The sequence below is a fragment of the Stutzerimonas stutzeri genome, assembly GCF_024448985.1.
GTDB lineage: Bacteria > Pseudomonadota > Gammaproteobacteria > Pseudomonadales > Pseudomonadaceae > Stutzerimonas > Stutzerimonas stutzeri_AP.
Window position 1 is genome coordinate 65,937 of record NZ_JAMOII010000013.1, and the last position, 19,151, is coordinate 85,087.

19 protein-coding genes are annotated in these 19,151 nt (G+C 60.7%); 8 read left to right on the forward strand and 11 right to left on the reverse strand.

The features are described 5' to 3' along the window. Positions 1–16 precede the first annotated feature (16 nt). The 5 genes from NA647_RS14350 to NA647_RS14370 form a co-directional block, all read right to left on the reverse strand. Positions 17–247 carry a hypothetical protein gene (locus NA647_RS14350; protein WP_256058302.1) on the reverse strand — a complete coding sequence of 77 codons (231 nt, stop codon included), beginning with the start codon at positions 245–247 and terminating at the stop codon, positions 17–19. Positions 248–478: 231 nt separating this feature from the next. Then, positions 479–2,119 (reverse strand): chaperonin GroEL, encoded by a 1,641-nt coding sequence (gene groL / locus NA647_RS14355; protein WP_256058303.1) that lies wholly within the window; start codon positions 2,117–2,119, stop codon positions 479–481. Positions 2,120–2,176: 57 nt separating this feature from the next. Then, on the reverse strand, positions 2,177–2,470 hold the full coding sequence (locus tag NA647_RS14360) for a co-chaperone GroES (protein WP_181101990.1): 294 nt from the start codon (positions 2,468–2,470) through the stop codon (positions 2,177–2,179). 247 nt (positions 2,471–2,717) lie between these two features. Next, a complete protein-coding gene (locus tag NA647_RS14365) occupies positions 2,718–3,182 on the reverse strand; it encodes an FxsA family protein (protein WP_256058304.1) in 465 nt (154 codons plus the stop codon). A 127-nt stretch (positions 3,183–3,309) separates the two neighbouring features. Beyond that, on the reverse strand, positions 3,310–4,014 hold the full coding sequence (locus NA647_RS14370) for a HugZ family protein (protein WP_256058305.1): 705 nt from the start codon (positions 4,012–4,014) through the stop codon (positions 3,310–3,312). Between the two features lie 101 nt (positions 4,015–4,115). Here NA647_RS14370 and NA647_RS14375 point away from each other — a divergent pair, with 101 nt between their 5' ends. Next, positions 4,116–4,874: an SDR family oxidoreductase gene (locus tag NA647_RS14375; protein ID WP_256058306.1), complete on the forward strand. Its 759-nt coding sequence runs from the start codon at positions 4,116–4,118 to the stop codon at positions 4,872–4,874. 111 nt (positions 4,875–4,985) lie between these two features. On the opposite strand, the gene NA647_RS14380 is transcribed toward NA647_RS14375, so the two are convergent. Further along, positions 4,986–5,990, reverse strand: coding sequence for a DUF481 domain-containing protein (locus NA647_RS14380; protein WP_256058307.1), 1,005 nt, complete (start codon positions 5,988–5,990; stop codon positions 4,986–4,988). Positions 5,991–6,132: 142 nt separating this feature from the next. Here NA647_RS14380 and NA647_RS14385 point away from each other — a divergent pair, with 142 nt between their 5' ends. After that, positions 6,133–6,492 (forward strand): MGMT family protein, encoded by a 360-nt coding sequence (locus tag NA647_RS14385; RefSeq protein ID WP_256058308.1) that lies wholly within the window; start codon positions 6,133–6,135, stop codon positions 6,490–6,492. Positions 6,493–6,526: 34 nt separating this feature from the next. Next, complete coding sequence (locus NA647_RS14390; RefSeq protein ID WP_256058309.1) at positions 6,527–8,227, forward strand: AmpG family muropeptide MFS transporter; 1,701 nt, start codon at positions 6,527–6,529, stop codon at positions 8,225–8,227. A 44-nt stretch (positions 8,228–8,271) separates the two neighbouring features. On the opposite strand, the gene NA647_RS14395 is transcribed toward NA647_RS14390, so the two are convergent. Continuing rightward, the gene (locus tag NA647_RS14395) at positions 8,272–9,096 is read right to left on the reverse strand and encodes a mechanosensitive ion channel family protein (protein WP_256058310.1); all 825 of its coding nucleotides are present in this window, start codon (positions 9,094–9,096) and stop codon (positions 8,272–8,274) included. Positions 9,097–9,180: 84 nt separating this feature from the next. Beyond that, positions 9,181–9,660, reverse strand: coding sequence for a YajQ family cyclic di-GMP-binding protein (locus NA647_RS14400; protein WP_131651017.1), 480 nt, complete (start codon positions 9,658–9,660; stop codon positions 9,181–9,183). 145 nt (positions 9,661–9,805) lie between these two features. Here NA647_RS14400 and NA647_RS14405 point away from each other — a divergent pair, with 145 nt between their 5' ends. Genes NA647_RS14405 through NA647_RS14425 form a run of 5 tightly spaced genes read left to right on the forward strand, consistent with a single transcriptional unit; the run spans position 9,806 to position 15,362 of the window. Then, positions 9,806–10,771 (forward strand): GGDEF domain-containing response regulator, encoded by a 966-nt coding sequence (locus tag NA647_RS14405; protein WP_256058311.1) that lies wholly within the window; start codon positions 9,806–9,808, stop codon positions 10,769–10,771. Further along, positions 10,771–11,688, forward strand: coding sequence for a putative 2-dehydropantoate 2-reductase (locus NA647_RS14410; RefSeq protein ID WP_256058312.1), 918 nt, complete (start codon positions 10,771–10,773; stop codon positions 11,686–11,688). The genes NA647_RS14405 and NA647_RS14410 overlap by 1 nt, the downstream gene beginning before the upstream one ends. Before the next feature lie 42 nt (positions 11,689–11,730). Then, entirely contained in the window at positions 11,731–13,734 is a 2,004-nt protein-coding gene (locus tag NA647_RS14415; protein ID WP_256058313.1) for a HAMP domain-containing sensor histidine kinase, read from the forward strand. A 21-nt stretch (positions 13,735–13,755) separates the two neighbouring features. Further along, complete coding sequence (locus tag NA647_RS14420; protein WP_256058314.1) at positions 13,756–14,346, forward strand: cob(I)yrinic acid a,c-diamide adenosyltransferase; 591 nt, start codon at positions 13,756–13,758, stop codon at positions 14,344–14,346. Further along, positions 14,334–15,362, forward strand: a complete 1,029-nt coding sequence (locus NA647_RS14425) for an ion transporter (protein WP_256058315.1) — start codon at positions 14,334–14,336, stop codon at positions 15,360–15,362. Before NA647_RS14420 ends, NA647_RS14425 begins: the two co-directional genes overlap by 13 nt. Here NA647_RS14425 and NA647_RS14430 read toward each other — a convergent pair. The 3 genes from NA647_RS14430 to ahpF form a co-directional block, all read right to left on the reverse strand. Then, positions 15,359–16,132, reverse strand: coding sequence for an alpha/beta hydrolase family protein (locus NA647_RS14430; protein WP_256049012.1), 774 nt, complete (start codon positions 16,130–16,132; stop codon positions 15,359–15,361). The genes NA647_RS14425 and NA647_RS14430 overlap by 4 nt on opposite strands. Further along, on the reverse strand, positions 16,119–17,243 hold the full coding sequence (locus tag NA647_RS14435) for a DUF3182 family protein (RefSeq protein WP_256058316.1): 1,125 nt from the start codon (positions 17,241–17,243) through the stop codon (positions 16,119–16,121). Before NA647_RS14435 ends, NA647_RS14430 begins: the two co-directional genes overlap by 14 nt. Before the next feature lie 218 nt (positions 17,244–17,461). Beyond that, complete coding sequence (gene ahpF, locus NA647_RS14440; RefSeq protein WP_256058317.1) at positions 17,462–19,027, reverse strand: alkyl hydroperoxide reductase subunit F; 1,566 nt, start codon at positions 19,025–19,027, stop codon at positions 17,462–17,464. Positions 19,028–19,151: the final 124 nt, after the last annotated feature.

Below are 19,151 nucleotides of genomic sequence, written 5' to 3' on the forward strand. Positions count from 1 at the left end.
GCGAAAGGATGTCCGATCAGCCTCGCCCGACCAGACTCTGGGATAGACCGTACATGAGCAACAACAGGTCATGATCCGGCCTCACGTCGATCGAGGAGACTCGAGCGACTCGAGGTACCGGGCAATGATCACTGACATCGTTGCGCGACACGACGCGGGCGTCGGGCTCGCTCCAGGCAGCGGCGCAGAGAGAAGCAACGCTGAGTGCGCCAACCAAAAACAGTCCTCGAGCAATTTCAAGCTTCATCGCGCAAGCCCTTGTTATTAGGTGAATCGAGAAACTCACCATAGATCACAAATTAGCCTGCCGCCCGGCGAATTCGACCAATGGTCGCCGCCGTCCAAAAACAGCATGTGCGGCAAGGCGGCTCACGCTGCCGCAAATACATGACAGCCTCATGACTGCGGGTTGTAGTAACGAAAAAAGCCCCGCATTAAGCGGGGCCTTTTCATACAGCTACAGCGGGAGCCGGTCGGCTTACATCATGCCGCCCATGCCACCCATACCGCCCATATCCGGCATTGCCGGGGCCGGCTTGTCTTCGACGATTTCGGCAATCATCGCTTCGGTGGTGATCATCAGACCGCCGATGGAGGCCGCAGCCTGCAGCGCGGAACGGGTCACCTTGGCCGGATCGAGAATACCCATCTCGATCATGTCGCCGTACTCGTCGGTAGACGCGTTGAAGCCATAGTTGCCCGAACCTTGCTTGACCTTGTCGACCACGACGCTCGGCTCGCCACCGGCGTTGGCGACGATCTGACGCAGCGGTGCTTCAACCGCGCGACGCAGCAGGGTGATGCCGACGTTCTGGTCTTCGTTCTCGCCCTTCAGTTCGGAGATGGCCTGCAGCGCGCGCACCAGGGCAACACCGCCGCCAGGTACCACGCCTTCTTCAACGGCTGCACGAGTGGCGTGCAGGGCGTCTTCGACGCGGGCCTTCTTCTCTTTCATCTCGACTTCGGTACCGGCACCGACCTTGATCACGGCAACACCGCCAGCCAGCTTGGCCAGACGCTCTTGCAGCTTCTCTTTGTCGTAGTCGGAGGTGGTGTCTTCGACCTGCTTGCGGATCTGCGCAACGCGGGCTTCGATGTCGACCTGCTGGCCGGCGCCGTCGATGATGGTGGTGTTTTCCTTGTTCAGCACGACGCGCTTGGCGTTACCCAGGTGCTCCAGGGTAGCGGTTTCCAGGCTCAGGCCGACTTCTTCGGAAATCACGGTACCGCCAGTCAGAATGGCGATGTCCTGCAGCATGGCCTTGCGGCGATCGCCGAAGCCAGGCGCCTTGACCGCAGCGACCTTGACGATGCCACGCATGTTGTTGACGACCAGCGTAGCGAGGGCTTCGCCTTCGACGTCTTCAGCGACGATCAGCAGCGGACGACCGGCCTTGGCCACGCCTTCCAGCACCGGCAGCAGTTCGCGGATGTTAGAGATCTTCTTGTCGACCAGCAGCAGCAGCGGGCTGTCGAGTTCGGCAACCATGGTGTCCGGCTTGTTGATGAAGTAGGGAGACAGGTAGCCGCGGTCGAACTGCATGCCTTCTACGACGGACAACTCGTTTTCCAGGCCCGAGCCTTCTTCAACGGTGATGACGCCTTCTTTGCCCACGCGCTCCATGGCCTCGGCGATGATGTCGCCGATGGAGGAATCGGAGTTGGCGGAAATGGTGCCGACCTGGGCGATGGCCTTGGAATCAGTGCAAGGCTTGGCCAGGCTCTTCAGCTCGTTGACGACAGCGATGGTCGCCTTGTCGATGCCGCGCTTGAGGTCCATCGGGTTCATGCCGGCAGCGACGGCTTTCAGGCCTTCGTTGACGATGGCCTGGGCCAGAACGGTAGCGGTGGTGGTGCCGTCACCGGCTTCGTCGTTGGCCTTGGACGCAACGTCCTTGACCAGCTGCGCGCCCATGTTTTCGAAGCGGCACTTGAGTTCGATTTCCTTGGCGACGGAAACGCCGTCCTTGGTGATGGTCGGAGCGCCGAAGCTCTTTTCCAGCACCACGTTACGGCCTTTCGGGCCGAGAGTCGCTTTTACCGCGTCAGCCAAGACGTTGACGCCAGTGAGCATCTTCTTGCGAGCGGAGTCGCCAAACTTAACTTCTTTAGCAGCCATGTTGATTCTTCCTCAAATTCTGTTGATGGAGTGCAGTTCGCTAGGCGCGAGCGCTGATCAGGCTTCGACGACGGCGAGGATTTCGTTCTCGCTCATTACCAGCAGGTCTTCACCGTCGACCTTGACGGTGTTGCTGCCGGAGTAAGGGCCGAATACGACCTGATCGCCAACCTTGACGGCCAGCGCACGTACTTCGCCGTTATCCAGAACGCGACCAGTACCAACTGCAACGATTTCGCCACGGTTCGGCTTTTCGGCAGCGGAGCCCGGCAGCACGATGCCGCCTGCGGTCTTGGTTTCTTCTTCGCTGCGGCGAATCACGACGCGGTCATGCAGAGGACGAAGCTTCATTGTCGATCTCTCCTAATACAGTGGTTTCCATGCCGATGCATGCTCATCGGCGGGTTGGGCAAATCCGGCGACGCCGGTTGCGGCCCGCAATGCGAGCCGCAGAAGACGGACTGTCGAACACGACAGCGACCTTGCGGTGACCGCTACATGCGGGCGGCAAAAATGATTTCAAGGGCAATGCGCTGATTTTTTGCATTGATAAAAGGAAAGGCATGCTTGCGCATGCCTTTCGCTCGAACTGCATGCATCACTTGTCGCGACGCTCCCATTCGCCCTCGATCACATTCGGGCGCTGTGGCCCAGCGGGCCGCTCCTGCTGCTGGCGCAGGTCATCGGCAAAGGCGCGACGACGCTGGGCCTGAGCCTCGACACGGCGACCGACAAAACCGAGAAACAGCTTGCGCGACGGCGGAAACAGCACCAGCAACGCGACGATGTCACTGAGAAAGCCGGGCAGGAACAGCAAGCCCCCCGCGACGGCCATCATCAGCCCCTGAAGCATTTCGCGCTCCGGCAGCTCGCCACGGGCCAGCCGCTCGCGTGCACGCCAAGCGGTGGCGAAACCAGCCAGACGCATCAACAGAATGCCGGCCATGCCAGTGATGACCAGCAGCAGGATGGTCGGCAGCACACCGATCGAGCTGCCGACCTGAATCAGCAATGCCAGCTCGGCCAGCGGGAATAGAAGAAACAGCAGAAAGAAAATACGCATCGATAGTCCTTGGCGGAAGAACGGCTTCCGATCTGGTGTAGATGACGGCAGCTTGTACCGAATTCAACCCGCCCCGATAACAGGCTGTAACCGGATTATTCACCCCCTGCGCTTACATCAGGCTGAATCAGCGGCGCGCCATGGCGACCAGGGCCTGGCGCACCGCACCCGGGGTGTCGCAGGTGTCTGGAAACGCCAGCCAGTGAATGGCCTGACCGATACGCAGGTGAAAGCCTTCGCTGTCGATTCCCACCATCTGCGCAGCAGGTGCGGACGGCAACCCGGCCCGCTCGACGTAATGGGCGATGGCCGCGGCATGGTCTCCATTCATATGTTCGAGCATTCCGCTCTCGGCGCCATCGGCACGAGCGAACGGATTGCTCAGCGCCACCTCGTTCAGCCAGTGAATCGCACCAAAGCCACCGATGTAGCGCCAGCGCACCGGTCGCAGCACCCAGAAATCGAAGTCGTGCGCCCTGTGATAGTCGCGCGATTCGGGAAAGTAACGGTAATAGCGCGCTGCAGCTGCGTCGACGGCTGAGGCATCGTCGAGCTGACGCGCCTCGGCCAGCACGGTCAGGCGCCCGTTGGCTTGTACATCTTCGGCGCCGCGCTCGGCCACCAGCAACGAGCAACGCGGCTCGGCCTTGAGGTTCTTCGTGTGCTGGGCAATCCGGCTGATCAGGATCAGCGGCCAGCCCTCCTCGCTCAAGCAGTAGGGCACCGACGAACCGAACGGAAATCCGGGCATCGCTGTGGAGTGTGTCGAGAGCACGCCACGGTATTCCGCGAGCAGGAGTTGTCGGGCATGCTTGACGGCTTCAGCACTCACAGGGGCTCCTCGATGGCTTTGTTCGATTCGACGGGGCGCTCAGCATAACGGTTTCACTGGCGGACGTCGTTTCGCGGCAAGTGTCATAAGAGGAGATTCGCATGCAACTCAAAGACAAAGTCATCATCATTACCGGCGGTGGCCAGGGCCTGGGACGCGCAATGGGCGAATACCTAGCCGGCAAGGGCGCGCGACTGGCGCTGGTCGACCTCAATCAGGATCGGCTGGACGAAGCGGTAGCGGCCTGCAAGAGCGCTGGCGGCGATGCGCGCGCCTACGTCTGCAACGTGGCCAATGAAGAGCAGGTCAGCCATATGGTGAGCCAAGTCAGCGATGACTTCGGCGGTCTCGACGGCTTGGTCAACAACGCCGGCATCCTCCGCGATGGCCTAACCATCAAGGTCAAGGATGGTGAACTGTCGAAAATGAGTCTGGCGCAATGGCAGGCAGTGATCGATGTAAACCTGACCGGCGTGTTTCTCTGCACCCGTGAAGTAGCCGCGAAGATGATCGAGCTGAAATGTCAGGGCGCGATCGTCAACATTTCTTCCATTTCCCGAGCCGGCAATATGGGACAGGCGAACTACTCGGCCGCCAAGGCGGGTGTGGCAGCGGATACGGTGGTCTGGGCCAAGGAATTGGCTCGTTACGGCATCCGCGTCGCGGGCGTTGCGCCCGGATTCATCGAGACCGAGATGGTCGCCAGCATGAAACCCGAAGCCCTGGAAAAGATGGCCGCCGGCATCCCGCTCAAGCGGCTCGGCAAACCGATGGAAATCGCCCATTCGGTGGCCTACATCTTCGAGAACGATTACTACACCGGACGCATTCTGGAGCTGGATGGCGGGCTGAGGCTGTAAGTACAGCTGGAAGCTGGAAGCTGGAAGCTGGAAGCTGGAAGCTGGAAGCAACCATGCTCCCGAGACCGAGCTCTGCTTCAAGCTTAAGGCTTTAAGCTTCCAGCTTTCTTTTTACCAACCCACCCCGAAGCCGATGCTGTAGCGCGTTTCATCCATTTCGCTTTCTGCGCCGCTGACGATGTCCTTTTCAGCCTTCATGTTCAGCGATGCCCAGTCGGTGACCTTGTAGCGCAGACCTACCTCGGCATCGAGTTCGTAATCGGCGACATTTTCCAGCGGCTTGCCGATTTCGCCATTGCTGAACAGTTCGAATGTCTTGCCGATCAGATAACGATTGTACTTCCACTTCATTGCCAGCGAATAGAAGTCCTCTTTCTCCCCATCGGCAAATTCGTAGTCACTGCGGTTGACCAGCGAAGCCAGGGAGAAAGCGCCCAGCTCGTTGTCCCAGAACTGGTAACCCGGACCGGTACCCAGCGTGCGCTGACGGCGGACGTCTTCAACCTTGTCGCGCTTGTATTCGAAGCGTCCTTGCCAGAACCAATGCTCGTCGATGAATCGATCCAGCGCGTATTCGGCATCCCAGTTATCTGTCGCGGTAACGCCGTCGCGGTATTCGCGGTTGTAATTGGCCGTTCCGTTATGCCGCCAGAGACCGTGACGTGCCGATGTATCGAAGGAAACGTCGTAGTCGTCCGTATCGGTTTCCGCGCGTTTGTAGTCCAGCGCCACGTCAATATTGCCTTTCCAGGTCAGGTCATGGATCAGCGGTTTCGGATGGATGATCTGGGTGATATTGGCCAGCGGAACCGTACGCGGCACACCACCGTTGCTCAAGGTGACTTTGCCGTCGTCTGCAGCCTGGAGCGACTTGGCCACTTCGCCAGTCACATCGTCCTGCTTGATCAGCAACTGCTGATTGCTTTCCAGCGTTGCGACCTGACTCCACTGCACTGGAATCGAGCCGCCGTAGTCGGTCTCGATCAGCAACTTACCGCCATCCATCACACTGATCTTGCCGGTCAGACGATCACCGTTCTTCAACCATACGGTATCGGCGAACAAAGGCAGGGAAAGTACGGAAAGCGACACGCAAAGCAGGGTTCTAGAGAGCATAGATGACTGAAATTCTGGACAGATGCGGTTAAAAGGCAGGCATTATCCCTATGCTTTTGGTCACAGCAAGCACTGACCGCTGAACGGGAAACGAGTTCAGCGCCGCCCAACCCGGTCACGGCTCACGAAGGAAGCATTCCGCATGATTGACCAGCCGCCTTTATTACCTCCCGGTGCGGACGCCGAAGCGCGCCGCGCCGCCGTTTACCTCGTCATGGCCCAGATCCCGTCGGGCAAGGTGGTGAGCTATGGCGAGGTGGCCGCCATGGCCGGACTCGGTCGTGCAGCGCGCTGGGTTGGCCGGCTAATGTCGCAACTACCGGATGGCACAAGCCTGCCCTGGCACAGAGTGATCGGCGCCGGCGGTCGGCTCAGCCTGCCAGCAGGCAGCGCCGCGGGGCATGAACAACGCATGCGGTTACGCGCCGAGGGCGTGACTATCATCAATGACCGGATCGACATACGTCGGCACGGCTGGCATTCGTCTGAGCACAGCGGGTAGAGTGCGCGCTTCATGATTTGTGTCCGTCCCGTCTATGTCCCGTGAAACATGGCGCGCCGCGCTCGCCGCCTATGCCAGCCCCGCTTCGCTGACCCTACTGGTGCTCGGCTTTGCCGCAGGCCTGCCTGCGATACTGGTGTTTTCCACGCTTTCGGTATGGCTGCGGGAAGCAGGCGTATCGCGCGAAACCATTGGCTTTGCCAGCTGGATCAGCCTGGCGTACGCATTCAAATGGGTCTGGTCGCCGATGCTCGACCAGTGGCGTCTGCCCTGGATCGGCGCGCTGGGACGCCGCCGCTCCTGGCTGGTTCTGTCACAGGCAGTAATCGCCATTGGGCTAATCGGCATGGCCCTGTGCAATCCCCAGTACAACCTGACCATGTTGATCGCCCTGGCTGTCGCTGTGGCGTTCGCCTCGGCCACCCAGGACATCGCCATCGACGCCTACCGCTTGGAGATCGCCGAAGACAAGCTGCAGGCGACGCTGGCGGCGAGCTATATGACCGGTTACCGCATCGCCATGCTACTGGCCAGCGCCGGCGCGCTATTTCTCGCCGAATGGCTCGGCTCGACCAATCTGGAGTACAGCCAGAGCGCCTGGGCCACGACTTATATCGCCTTCGCTCTGCTAATCATTCCGGGGCTGATCACCAGCCTGCTAATTCCAGAGCCGGAGGGCGCCGCGCCGCTGCCCAACGAGCCTTCGAAGTACAGTTTCAACCATCAGCTGGCGGGCGTCGGCCTGCTATTGGTACTGCTGATATCCGTACCGGCGATGATAAATGCACTGATCGCACAGGCCTGGCCGCGCGCGACCCTGTATCTGCTGTTCATTATCGGCTCAATGTCTCCATGGGGGCGCACGCTGCTTGTACCGGTGCGACAGATGCTGCAACAGGCCGGTCAGCGCCAGCGCCCTGCGCGGTTCGACTTTGTACATCAGGCGGTATCGGTGATCGTGCTGATCATCCTGATGGTTTCGACCACCGGCATGTTCCAGTCCTACTGGGGTGGCTACTGGCCACGCGGCACCATGTATCTACTGATCTGCTGGGGCTGCCTGTCCGGTCCCGGCCGCATCCTGATGGGACCGGTGCTGACGCCAATCACCGATTTCATCCTGCGCTATCGCTGGCAGGCATTGCTGCTGTTGGGGCTGATCGCTACATACCGGATGTCCGACACTGTCATGGGCGTCATGGCCAACGTGTTTTATATCGACCAAGGCTTCAGCAAGGATGAAATCGCCAGCGTCAGCAAGCTTTTCGGACTGATTATGACGCTGCTCGGAGCGGCTTTCGGCGGGCTGCTGATCGTGCGTTTCAGCATCCTGCCGATCCTGTTCATTGGCGGTGTCGCATCAGCGGCCACCAACCTCATGTTCATGCTGTTGGTGGAGATGGGCGCCAACCTGAACATGCTGATCGTCACCATCTCTTGCGACAACTTCAGTGGCGGCCTGGCCTCCACGGCGTTCGTCGCTTATCTGTCGAGCCTCACCAATCTGAAGTTTTCGGCGACGCAGTATGCGCTGCTGAGCTCGTTGATGCTGTTGTTGCCCCGCCTATTGGGCGGCTATTCAGGGGTCATGGTGGAGCATCTTGGCTACAGCGACTTCTTTCTTGTCACGGCACTGCTCGGCGTACCTACCCTAGTGCTGATTGCCTGGCAGTGGTTACGAACCCGTCGGCCACCGGAAGCTGCCGAACCCGTCCCGTCTACAGAGCGAAGCTGAAAAAAGCGAAGCCGGCAATCACCGGCTTCGCTTTTGCCCGAACCTTAGCTCTGGACCAGATGCATCACGCGCTGTGGGTACGGGATACCGATGCCCGCCTCGTCGAAGCGCTCTTTCAGCAGCTCAGTGAAACCGAAAGTCACCGGCCAGAAGTCGCCGGTCGCTACCCAAACCCGCAGCGACAGATTGACGGAGCTATCGCCCAGCCCTGTCACGAAGACCGCTGGCGCTGGATCGCGCAGTACGCGCTCGTCCTCTGCAATCTCCAACAGGATCTTGCGCGCCAGCTTGATGTCCGCGCTGTAGTCGATGCCAACGTTGATATCGGCACGACGCCGCGGCTCGCGAGAATAATTGGTGATGTGACCGTTGGAAAGGCTGCCGTTGGGCACCACGATGGTCTTGTTGTCGCCCGATTTAAGAATCGTGTGGAAGATCTGGATCGAATGCACGGTGCCAGCCACACCCTGAGCCTCGATCCACTCGCTGACTCGAAACGGACGGAACAGCAGGATCAATACCCCACCTGCAAAGTTCGCGAGACTGCCCTGCAGTGCCAGACCGATGGCCAAACCAGCCGCGCCGATCATGGCAATGAAGGAGGTGGTTTCCACCCCGATCATCGACGCCACGCTGACCAATAGCAGCACCTTCAGCACGATGCCCAACAGGCTCTCGATAAAGCCGTGCAGTGAAAGGTCTACCTGGCGTCGCTGTAGCAGGCCGCCAAGATTGCTGACGAGTTTGTTGATCAGCCACCAGCCAATCAGGAAAGTTGCCAGCGCCAGCAATAGCTGAGCACCGTATTGCAGGACGATCGGCAGCCAAGCCTCGGATAGATCGACCAGATAATCGACACTGAAATCCATCAGTGGAAAACTCCTCAGGGAAACCGAGCGTGCCGTCAGACGGCCGCTCGGCTAAAGCGGAAGGCATCAACGATGCCCGGGGCATCAGTCGCGGAAGTTGTTGAACTGCAATGGCATGCCAAAATCCTTGGCCCGCAGCAGGGCGATGGCCTCCTGCAGATCATCGCGTTTCTTGCCGGTCACCCGAACCTGCTCGCCCTGAATGGCCGCCTGCACCTTGAGCTTGGCATCTTTGATATGGGCGACGATTTTCTTCGCCAGCTCCTTGTCGATGCCTTCGCGCAGCACCACGTCCTGCTTGACCGACTTGCCGGATGGGTACGGATCCTTGAACTCCAGGCACTGAATATCGATCTTGCGCTTGACCAGGCTCAGCTTGAGGATCTCCAGCATCTGCTCCAATTGGAAGTCAGCATCGGCGGTCAGATGGACCGTCAGCTCCTTGAACTCGAAGGTACCTTTACCGCGCAGATCGTAACGCCGGTCCAGTTCCTTGAGCGCATTGTCGACGGCGTTAGTAACTTCGTGTTTGTCCAGTTCGGACACCACGTCGAACGAAGGCATGGCCTTTCCTCCTATAAAAAGGGCGCTGCGGTGTGACCCAGCGCGCTTAGCTTGACGATTCAAATGCGCGATCATTATAACGGTTCAGGCCAATAACGCCCGGCCACCGGCCTGTTACGGCAACCCTTCTTAACCGAGCGCATGAATGCCCAACCCCCAACTCAGCATCCTGGTGGTCGACGACGCCAAGTTTTCAAGCGTGATGATCGGCCGCGCCCTGTCCAAGGCCGGGTACGAGGACATTCGCTTCGCCAATAGCGCCAGTGCTGCACTGGAACTCATTGAGCAACGCCCGGCGAATGTTCTGCTCGCCGATTGGCTGATGCCCGAAATGGACGGGTTGGAACTGACCACCCAGGTGCGTCAGCAGGACGAAATGTCCCATCACTACACCTATATCATTCTACTGACCGGGCGGGACGGCCAGGACGTGCTGAGCAAGGCATTCGATCATGGCGTGGATGATTTCATCGGCAAGTCGGTGATGAACGAGCAGTTGGTACCTCGGGTATATGCCGCCGACCGGCTTTGTGGCTCGCTGCAACGGCTGATGCGGGAAAACCGTCTACTGACCGAGAACATCGCCAGCCTGGAAAATCGCAACTTGATCGACCCGATTACCGGGCTGGGCAACATGCGCCATCTTCGTCAGCGGCTCGGCGACAGCCTGAGCCATATCGAGAGCCGTGGCGGCGCGTTGTGCTACCTGGTGATCGGTCTGCCGGAACTCCTCGGTCAGCGAGAGCGCTACGGCGAGCTTCTTCATCACGAGCTGCTCAGAGGTGTGGCACGGCGACTGGGGCAACTTGTACGGCCGCTGGACACGCTGACCCGCCTGGATGATCACCACTTCGGCCTGCTCGCCCTGGTCGACGACTTACGCGGCTGCTCGCCGAGCAGCTTCAAACGTTTGCACGAAGGGCTCAACCTCAAAGCGTTCAAGACCAGCGAAGGGTTCATTTCGATCAAGGCCGGCATCGGTCTGGTCAGCCTCGATGCGAGTGCCCTGCCGGTCGAGCCCCAGACGCTGATCGAAAGCGCCGCCGCTCTGCTGCCCGACGCGTACACCACAGGACGTATCGTGCCCCTGCGTTACCGGCAGCCAGCCTGATGAACGACACCTGGCATGTTCTGGGCGCTGGTAGCCTCGGCGGGCTCTGGGCGACGCGCCTTTTCCGTGCCGGCGTACCGGTGCAAATCATCCTGCGCAACCCGCAACGCCTCGCTGATTACCGAGCCGCGGGTGGCCTGAGCCTGACCGAGGCCGGCGTCACCGCTGTCTATCCGGTACCCGTAGAGTTACCCGATGCAGCTACACCGATAAACCGGCTACTGGTTGCCTGCAAGGCATACGATGCGCAAGACGCAATCGCCGAGGTGGCACCGCGTCTGGTCAAGGGATCGCACATTCTTCTGTTGCAGAACGGCCTGGGCAGTCAGCAGGCCATTGCGGCACGTTGGCCCGGCAGCCGCTGCATATTCGTTTCAAGTACCGAGGGCGCCTATCGTCAGGCTGACTTCCGAATCGTCCATGCCGGTCAGGGGCAGAACTGGCTGGGCGAACCCGGCCATCGCAACCAGCCATCCTGGCTCGCCGATCTGGTCACCGCCGGCATTCCGCACGGCTGGACGGAAGACATCATGGGCAAACTCTGGCGCAAGTTGGCGATCAACTGCGCCATCAATCCCCTGACCGTCCTGAATGATTGCCGCAACGGCGAGTTGCGCGCGTTCCCCGAGCAGCTCCACCGACTCTGCAACGAACTTGCGGAAGTGCTCAAGGCCACCAATCAGCGTGATGCGGCTCGTGGACTGGAAGACGAAGTGCTCTCGATCATCGAGGCAACGGCCAACAACTATTCGTCGATGCACCAAGATGTACGAAACGGACGCCGGACCGAAGTCAGCTTCCTGCTCGGTCAGGCGTGCCGGACCGCCGAGCAGCACGATCTGCACGTGCCGGCGCTGTTCAGCCTGCAGCAACAGCTCCAGGCATTCCTGCACGCTCGCAGATTGCCCGCGGACTGAGGCACCGCTACCCTGCTGAAACACCCTTAGCCAGTGCCTGCCATGACCCTGCGCCAGCGCCTTGAAAATCTCCCGGTCGGCCGCAAGCTGCTGATCGCCCTGCTCGTACTGCTTGCCGCAGTGCTGCTGGTATCGAATCTCGTCTTCATCAGCGCGGCCTACTGGATCTCCCGCCAGAGCGTCGCGCCGCAGGCCATGCATACCCTTGGGGCGCTGTTCGCTACGCCCGAGTTGAGTAACCGCGCCCTGGCATCCGAAGCGGCAGCCGACGGGCTCCTGCAGAAGCTGAACGATTATGCCCCGCTGCGCGCAGCGGCGATCTACGACAGCGAAGGCCAGAGCCTGGCACAGCTGTATCACGGCGATTCGCTGGGCCTGCCGCAGCAGGTAAGCGAGCTACCCGCATGGCAAAAGACTGAGATGCGCGCCAATTTACTGGTGGAACTACCGCAAGCCGAAGGGCCTCCGGGCCACCTGCTGATCGTGGCCAGTAGCGAATTGCCCGGGGCCTTCTACACCGGAACCCTGACCGCCAGCGTCGCCATTCTTCTGACCAGCCTGCTGCTTTGGATACTGGTCGCCCGGCAGATCCGGCAGATGATCACCCGCCCGATCCATGACCTCGAGGCCCTGTCCCGCCAGGTCACGCGCGAAGAAAACTATTCGCTTCGCGCAACACCGAGGAACCGCGACGAAATCGGACATCTGGCCGATGCCTTCAACACCATGCTGTCGCGCATGGAGGCACGCGAACAACAGCTCAAGCGCGCCCGCGACGATGCCCAGGACGCCTTCGACCATGCCCAGGGGCTGGCAGAGGAAACCCGGCACACCAACCGCAAGCTGGAACTGGAGGTACAGGTTCGCAGCAAGATCGAGAAGAAGCTCACCGGATTCCAGAGCTACCTGAACAGCATCATCGACTCGATGCCATCGGTGCTCATCGCCCTGGACGAGCAGCTCTACGTGACCCAATGGAACCAGCAGGCCAGCGAGCTCTCGGGTACCTCAATCGACGATGCGCTGAACCAGCCCGTGTTCATCGCCTTCGAACCGCTAAGGCCCTTCCTGACCGAGATTCGCCGAGCATCCGAACGGCATCAGGTGGAAAAGATCGAGCGCGTCACCTGGGCCTTCGACGACGAGCCCCGACATTACGCGCTGACGCTCTACCCCTTGATGGGCGGCGGTGGCGTAGTCATTCGCATCGACGACATCACCGAACGCATCAACATGGAAGAGATCATGGTGCAATCGGAAAAGATGCTTTCGGTGGGCGGTCTCGCCGCAGGCATGGCACATGAGATCAACAACCCCCTCGGGGCGATCCTGCATAACGCACAGAACATCCGTCGACGTCTGTCACCGGACCTGGAGCGAAACCGCGAAGCGGCCGACGACACCGGCGTTCGACTGGAAGCGGTGAATCAATACCTGCAACGGCGAGAAATCCCGCAGCTGCTCGACGGCATCCAGCAGGCCGGCTCGCGCGCGGCCAAGATCGTCAGCCACATGCTGAGCTTCAGCCGCATGAGCAACCGGCAACTGGCCGAATGCCAACTGCCCACACTGATCGATCAGGCGCTGGAGATCGCCGGTAACGACTTCGCGCTGATGGAGGGCTTCGACTTTCGCTCGCTGGAAATTATCCGCGACTTCGATCCACAAGTGGACCGAGTCCCCTGCATCGGCAACGAGCTGGAACAGGTGCTGCTGAATCTTCTGAAAAACGCGGCCCAGGCCATCCACCAGAAACCGGAGCGAGGCCGTGGGCAGATCACGTTGCGGACGCGCCTGAACCCGCCATGGGCTGAAATTCATGTGGAAGACAACGGCGGTGGCATCCCCGAACACATCCGCAAGCGAATCTTCGAACCCTTTTTCACCACCAAAGAGGTGGGCCAGGGAACCGGGTTGGGTCTTTCCGTTTCGTATTTCATCATCACCAACAATCACAAGGGCCAGATGGAAGTGCAAAGCAAGCCGGACCAGGGAACGACCTTCACCCTGCGCCTGCCGCTACCATCCGCGTCCGACGCCAACTGAAGCACCACCAGGAACCTACAGATGGGCAATCGACTGTCAAAGATCTATACCCGCACCGGCGATGCCGGAGAAACCGGCCTGGCCGATGGCCGCCGCGTCCCCAAGGATCACCCACGGGTCGAAGCCATGGGCGAAATCGATACGCTCAACAGTCAACTGGGCCTGTTGCTTGCCGAACTGGCCGAAGCACAGGCGCGCTGGCCGGATCTGGCTGAACTTATCGAGGTGCTGAGCCCTTGCCAGCACCGCCTGTTCGATCTGGGCGGCGAACTGGCGATGCCGGACTATCAAGCGCTGACCCCTACCGAGGTAGCGCGCCTGGAGGCGGCGATCGACCGCTGGAATGCGGAGCTCGGACCGCTGGAAGATTTCATCATGCCTGGCGGCACCCGGCTGATCGCGCTCGCGCATCTATGCCGCAGCATGGCTCGCACCAGCGAAAGGCGCTGCCAACAGCTCAATGCCATCGAACCGCTACGTCCAGTCGGGCTGGCTTACCTCAATCGCCTGTCGGATCTGTTCTTCGTCGTGGCGCGCCTGATCGCACGTCGCCAGGGCTGTGCCGAAATCCTCTGGCAACCCGCCACCTGTCAGCGCCGATGCCTGAGTTAGCCGCAGGCCAGCACGAACGCATGCACGACGGGCTGCACGCAGCCTGGGAAGCGTTCATCGTCCTGCTGGTGTGCATCAATCTTGGGCTGATCCTGTTCGACAGCCTGTTCATCGTGCAGCCAATCAATCAGGCCCTCGCTGGATGGCTGCCCGAGCTGCATCAGCGCTACGACACGCTGATCCACCGCAATTTCCAGCTGATCGATCTCGGCTTCGTCGCGGTATTCATTCTCGACGTGCTGCTTGGCTGGACCGTTGCGTTGTTCGAGCGACGCTACGCACGCTGGTATTACTACCCTTTCGCTCACTGGTACGACGTACTCGGCTGCATTCCCCTGAGCGGTTTCCGCTGGCTTCGCGTATTGAGGGTCGGCAGTCTGCTGATCCGACTGCAACGGCTGGGCCTTATCGACATGCGCCGGTGGCCGGTCTATGGGCTGGTTCACCGCTACTACTCGCTGCTGCTGGAAGAGCTGTCCGATCGCGTCATGGTTCGACTGTTCAGCCGCCTGCAGCAAGAGATCGGTGCCAGCGACGACCTTTCCCGTCGGCTGCTGCAGGAGGTGGTAAGACCGCGCAAAGAGCGACTGCTCGACGATCTATCGCGACGCCTGAACGCCATGCTGGAGAACGGCTATCGGGACAACCGCGGCGCCATCGAAGGCTATGTCGACGGGTTGATTCACCAGGCGCTGGCGAATAATCCGGAGGTCACCCGCCTGCGTCGCCTGCCGCTTGGCGACCGGGTCGTCGATACCCTGGACGATGCACTCACCGATATCGCGGCTCGGCTTCTCCAAGGGGCGGTGGACGGGCTGCAGGGCCCGCAATTCCAGCGTTTGGCTCGGAGCCTGGCTGACGAGTGCTTCGAGGCCTGGGTGTATCAGGACGAAAACACCGACCTCGCGCTGGAAGAATTGCTGGTCGATGTCATCGAAGTGCTCAAGCAGCAGGTGCTCGACCGGCGCTGGAGCCGCTTCGTCGGCCCCATCGAGCCGCCGACGCCGCCGGGTTAGCCCAACCGCGCGGCAGCTGCGCCGTGCTGCTGGCCGACACGTCCACCGACCACCATCTCGGTTGCCCATTTGACGAGAATATCGGTGTAGGCCTGCTGGCAATTCTCATGGGTCAGACCATGATCGGCGCCAAGGATGATGCGGTGAGTCAGCGAATGGGTCTGATGGAATGCCGCCCGGTAACTCATGATCGTGCTGTGCGGGACCAGATGATCGTGCTCGGACTCGACGATCAATACATCGCCACGAAACTCGGCACAGGCCGCTAACGCCCGATTCTCCTCTGGAACGACCCGCCGACCACGCAGCTCATTGAGCAGATCGCGACTCAACTGGCGCTTGGGTATCGCCCAGTCATCATCCCTGTACAACGCCGGCACGCGCATCGCCAGCCATTTGACCGGACGCAAGGAAGTAAGCAGCGCAGCCAGATAACCGCCGTAACTGGTGCCGACCACGGCGATTGCGGAAGGATCAATGTTCGGATGCTGTACCAGGAGATCGTAGGCCGCCAGCAGGTCACGCAGGTTCTGCTCGCGCGTGACGGTCTGCTGTTGCGCCAGCGTCTGGGCATGGCCCCGCAGGTCGAACGACAGACAGATGCAGCCTAAACCAGCAATACCGCGAGCGCGGGTCAGGTCGCGCTCTTGGCTACCGCCCCAACCATGCACGAAGAGCACACCCGGCAATTTCGTCGGGGGCGACAGAAAGGTGCCGGCAATGTGCTCGTCATCTACGAGGATATCCACGCTTTCACTATGGGTTGCCATGAGCCTCCACCACTGCGTATTTGGTTATGAAGCCGACCTCGGCGTCCTCGCCGCGAAACAGCACCGTTGCGCCTTCGGGCACGGTTGATTCCCCGTAGACTTCAACCGATGACGCGCGCACCACCGGACCGCCCTCGCCCCGGATAAACGCCTCCAGTGCCGCAACCTCGGCACTGCTCGCGCCGCCAATGCGCCAGGATTGCTCCAGCACGCCGGAACAGGCGCGCCCTCGGCCATCGATGCCTTGAGCGATATCGTAGTTGCGTCGAGAGGCGTAGAAATTGCGAAAGCAGGCCGAGGCGGCAGCGTCGTAGATTTGAGCCTGGGAGATGGCCAGACGGGTCTTTTCGGGCAGATTCAGGTTTAGCAGGGCATCGAAATCGCCTTCGACGACCAACAGATCCGAGCCGCCATAGACCGTTTCGCCCCCGTTGTCCTGGGTCAGCCGCTGGGTGCCATAGTAACTCAGCACCCTGCCCGCGGCACGGGTTTGGCCGACGCTGAACGTCGTCACGTCATCCAGGTGCGTTTCGAGCACCAGCCCGTATTGGGTGAGTTCGGTTGCGTCCATGTTTTCCAAAGCATGATCGAGCTCCTGTTCGGTCGTCACCCGCTCCTGCCCTCGCCCACCCGTGGCACGCACCGGTTTGATGCGCAGCGCGCCTTCGTGAAGCAATCGCCGTCCGGCCTCTCGCGCATCGTGCAGGGAAAAAACGCTGTAGCCGGGCAGAACGCCGCCCGTGACGCGCCGGGTGAAACTTCGCGACCAGCCCAACGGCGAATCGGCATCCGGTCTCACCAGCGGATGGGTGATGGCCTTGGTTTCGATGAAGGCATGCGGTACGACACCGCCAAACAGATCCTGCTCGCTCTCGAGCCCCAGCTCACGCGCCTGCTCGGTGCCGATCACGGTGCCGGAGGGAACGAAATAAAGCTGGTGTGGATAGCTGACGCTGCGGTCGTAGTCGCCGAGAAAGACGAAGCCTTGCAACTCGGCCAGGCGTTTGGCGAGCTGCTCGTGCACGACCCGTTCGTGTTGGGGTTCGTTGGAGCGGTTGGCAAAGGTTACGACAGCGCCTCGGACGTCTTGCGGCGTATCCGCTTTTTTCATAGGTGGATTCGCTCCATGGACGATTGGTACATGTGCGACGAAGCGGCCGCTCAGACAGCCGCAACTTCGCTCGTTTCCACCCGACCGACGCGATCCGGTGTAATGAAATAGACCCCTTAACGCCGCTATCTATCCTCGTGCAGGCCTGCGTTGCGGTCCGCAGAAACGAAAAGGGGGAGCAGACCTGGATCTGCTCCCCCTTTTTCGTGCCCTCAGGCTCAGTCTTCGACGGAGCTGCGGATCAGGTGGTCGAACGCACTCAACGAGGCCTTGGCACCTTCGCCGACCGCGATGACGATCTGCTTGTACGGCACCGTGGTGACGTCGCCCGCGGCAAAGATGCCCGGCAGCGAGGTCTCGCCGCGCGCATCGACGATGATCTCGCCGCGCGAGGTCAGTTCGACGGTGCCCTTCAGCCAGTCGGAGTTGGGCAGCAGGCCGATCTGCACGAAGATGCCTTCCAGCTCCAAGTTGTGGAACTCGCTGGAGTTGCGGTCCTTGTAGGTCAGGCCAGTGACTTTCTGGCCGTCGCCGATGACTTCGCTGGTCAGCGCGCTGGTGATCACGGTGACGTTGGCCAGGCTGTGCAGCTTTTTCTGCAGCACGGCATCGGCACGCAGCTGACTGTCGAACTCGAGCAGCGTGACGTGAGCAACGATGCCGGCCAGGTCGATGGCCGCTTCCACGCCGGAGTTGCCGCCACCGATCACCGCCACCCGCTTGCCCTTGAACAGCGGGCCGTCGCAGTGCGGGCAGTAGGCGACGCCACGGCCGCGGTATTGCTGCTCGCCCGGCACGTTCATTTCACGCCAGCGAGCACCGGTGGCGAGGATCAGTGTCTTTGCTTTGAGCGAGCCGCCGTTCTCCAGCTTGATTTCATGCAGACCGCCTTCGGTCGAGGCCGGAATCAGTGCCGCGGCACGCTGCAGGTTCATGATGTCGACGTCGTATTCACGCACGTGGTTTTCCAGCGCGCGGGCCAGTTTCGGGCCTTCGGTCTCGGTGACCGAGATAAAGTTTTCGATGGCCATGGTGTCCAGCACCTGACCGCCGAAACGTTCGGCCGCCACACCGGTGCGGATGCCCTTGCGTGCGGCGTAGATGGCCGCTGCGGCACCGGCCGGGCCACCGCCGACGACGAGTACGTCGAAAGCGTCCTTGGCGCTGAGCTTTTCGGCATCACGCGCCGAGGCACCGGTGTCGAGTTTGGCGAGAATTTCCTCTTCGCCCATGCGGCCTTGGCCGAACAGCTCACCGTTGAGGTAGATGCTCGGTACCGACATGATCTGCCGGGCTTCGACTTCGTCCTGGAACAGCGCGCCGTCGATGGCGACATGGCGGATGTTCGGGTTGAGCACGGCCATCAGGTTCAACGCCTGGACCACGTCCGGGCAGTTCTGGCAGGACAGCGAGAAGTAGGTTTCGAAGCTGTAGTCGCCTTCGATGTTCTTGATCTGCTCGATGACTTCCGGTGCGGTCTTCGACGGATGGCCGCCGACCTGCAACAGGGCAAGCACCAGCGAGGTGAACTCATGGCCCATCGGGATGCCGGCGAAACGCAGGCTGATGTTTCCACCGATGCGGTTGAGTGCGAACGACGGGCCACGGGCATCATCACCATCGGTGCGCAGGGTGATCTGGTCGCTCAGGCTGGCAATGTCTTCCAGCAGGGCGAGCATTTCCTGGGATTTCTCGCCGTCACCGAGGGACGCGACGATCTCGAACGGCTGAGTGACCTTTTCCAGATAGGTTTTCAACTGGGTCTTGAGATTGGTGTCCAGCATGAGCGGCGGTACCCCGTAGTCCGTATTTGAAATGCAGAAAATAAAACGCCTGGATAAACCGCATCCAGGCGTTGGGCTAGAGAGGCTGGGTTACAGCCCTATAGCATGCAAGGCAATCGAGCGA

Bases quoted from the DNA above. Each gene is read 5' to 3' on its own strand.
- NA647_RS14350 (WP_256058302.1), bottom strand. From the start codon at position 247: ATGAAGCTTGAAATTGCTCGAGGACTGTTTTTGGTTGGCGCACTCAGC.
- groL (WP_256058303.1), bottom strand. From the start codon at position 2,119: ATGGCTGCTAAAGAAGTTAAGTTTGGCGACTCCGCTCGCAAGAAGATG.
- NA647_RS14360 (WP_181101990.1), bottom strand. From the start codon at position 2,470: ATGAAGCTTCGTCCTCTGCATGACCGCGTCGTGATTCGCCGCAGCGAA.
- NA647_RS14365 (WP_256058304.1), bottom strand. From the start codon at position 3,182: ATGCGTATTTTCTTTCTGCTGTTTCTTCTATTCCCGCTGGCCGAGCTG.
- NA647_RS14375 (WP_256058306.1), top strand. From the start codon at position 4,116: ATGCAACTCAAAGACAAAGTCATCATCATTACCGGCGGTGGCCAGGGC.
- NA647_RS14380 (WP_256058307.1), bottom strand. From the start codon at position 5,990: ATGCTCTCTAGAACCCTGCTTTGCGTGTCGCTTTCCGTACTTTCCCTG.
- NA647_RS14385 (WP_256058308.1), top strand. From the start codon at position 6,133: ATGATTGACCAGCCGCCTTTATTACCTCCCGGTGCGGACGCCGAAGCG.
- NA647_RS14390 (WP_256058309.1), top strand. From the start codon at position 6,527: ATGTCCCGTGAAACATGGCGCGCCGCGCTCGCCGCCTATGCCAGCCCC.
- NA647_RS14395 (WP_256058310.1), bottom strand. From the start codon at position 9,096: ATGGATTTCAGTGTCGATTATCTGGTCGATCTATCCGAGGCTTGGCTG.
- NA647_RS14400 (WP_131651017.1), bottom strand. From the start codon at position 9,660: ATGCCTTCGTTCGACGTGGTGTCCGAACTGGACAAACACGAAGTTACT.
- NA647_RS14405 (WP_256058311.1), top strand. From the start codon at position 9,806: ATGCCCAACCCCCAACTCAGCATCCTGGTGGTCGACGACGCCAAGTTT.
- NA647_RS14410 (WP_256058312.1), top strand. From the start codon at position 10,771: ATGAACGACACCTGGCATGTTCTGGGCGCTGGTAGCCTCGGCGGGCTC.
- NA647_RS14415 (WP_256058313.1), top strand. From the start codon at position 11,731: ATGACCCTGCGCCAGCGCCTTGAAAATCTCCCGGTCGGCCGCAAGCTG.
- NA647_RS14420 (WP_256058314.1), top strand. From the start codon at position 13,756: ATGGGCAATCGACTGTCAAAGATCTATACCCGCACCGGCGATGCCGGA.
- NA647_RS14425 (WP_256058315.1), top strand. From the start codon at position 14,334: ATGCCTGAGTTAGCCGCAGGCCAGCACGAACGCATGCACGACGGGCTG.
- NA647_RS14430 (WP_256049012.1), bottom strand. From the start codon at position 16,132: ATGGCAACCCATAGTGAAAGCGTGGATATCCTCGTAGATGACGAGCAC.
- NA647_RS14435 (WP_256058316.1), bottom strand. From the start codon at position 17,243: ATGAAAAAAGCGGATACGCCGCAAGACGTCCGAGGCGCTGTCGTAACC.
- ahpF (WP_256058317.1), bottom strand. From the start codon at position 19,027: ATGCTGGACACCAATCTCAAGACCCAGTTGAAAACCTATCTGGAAAAG.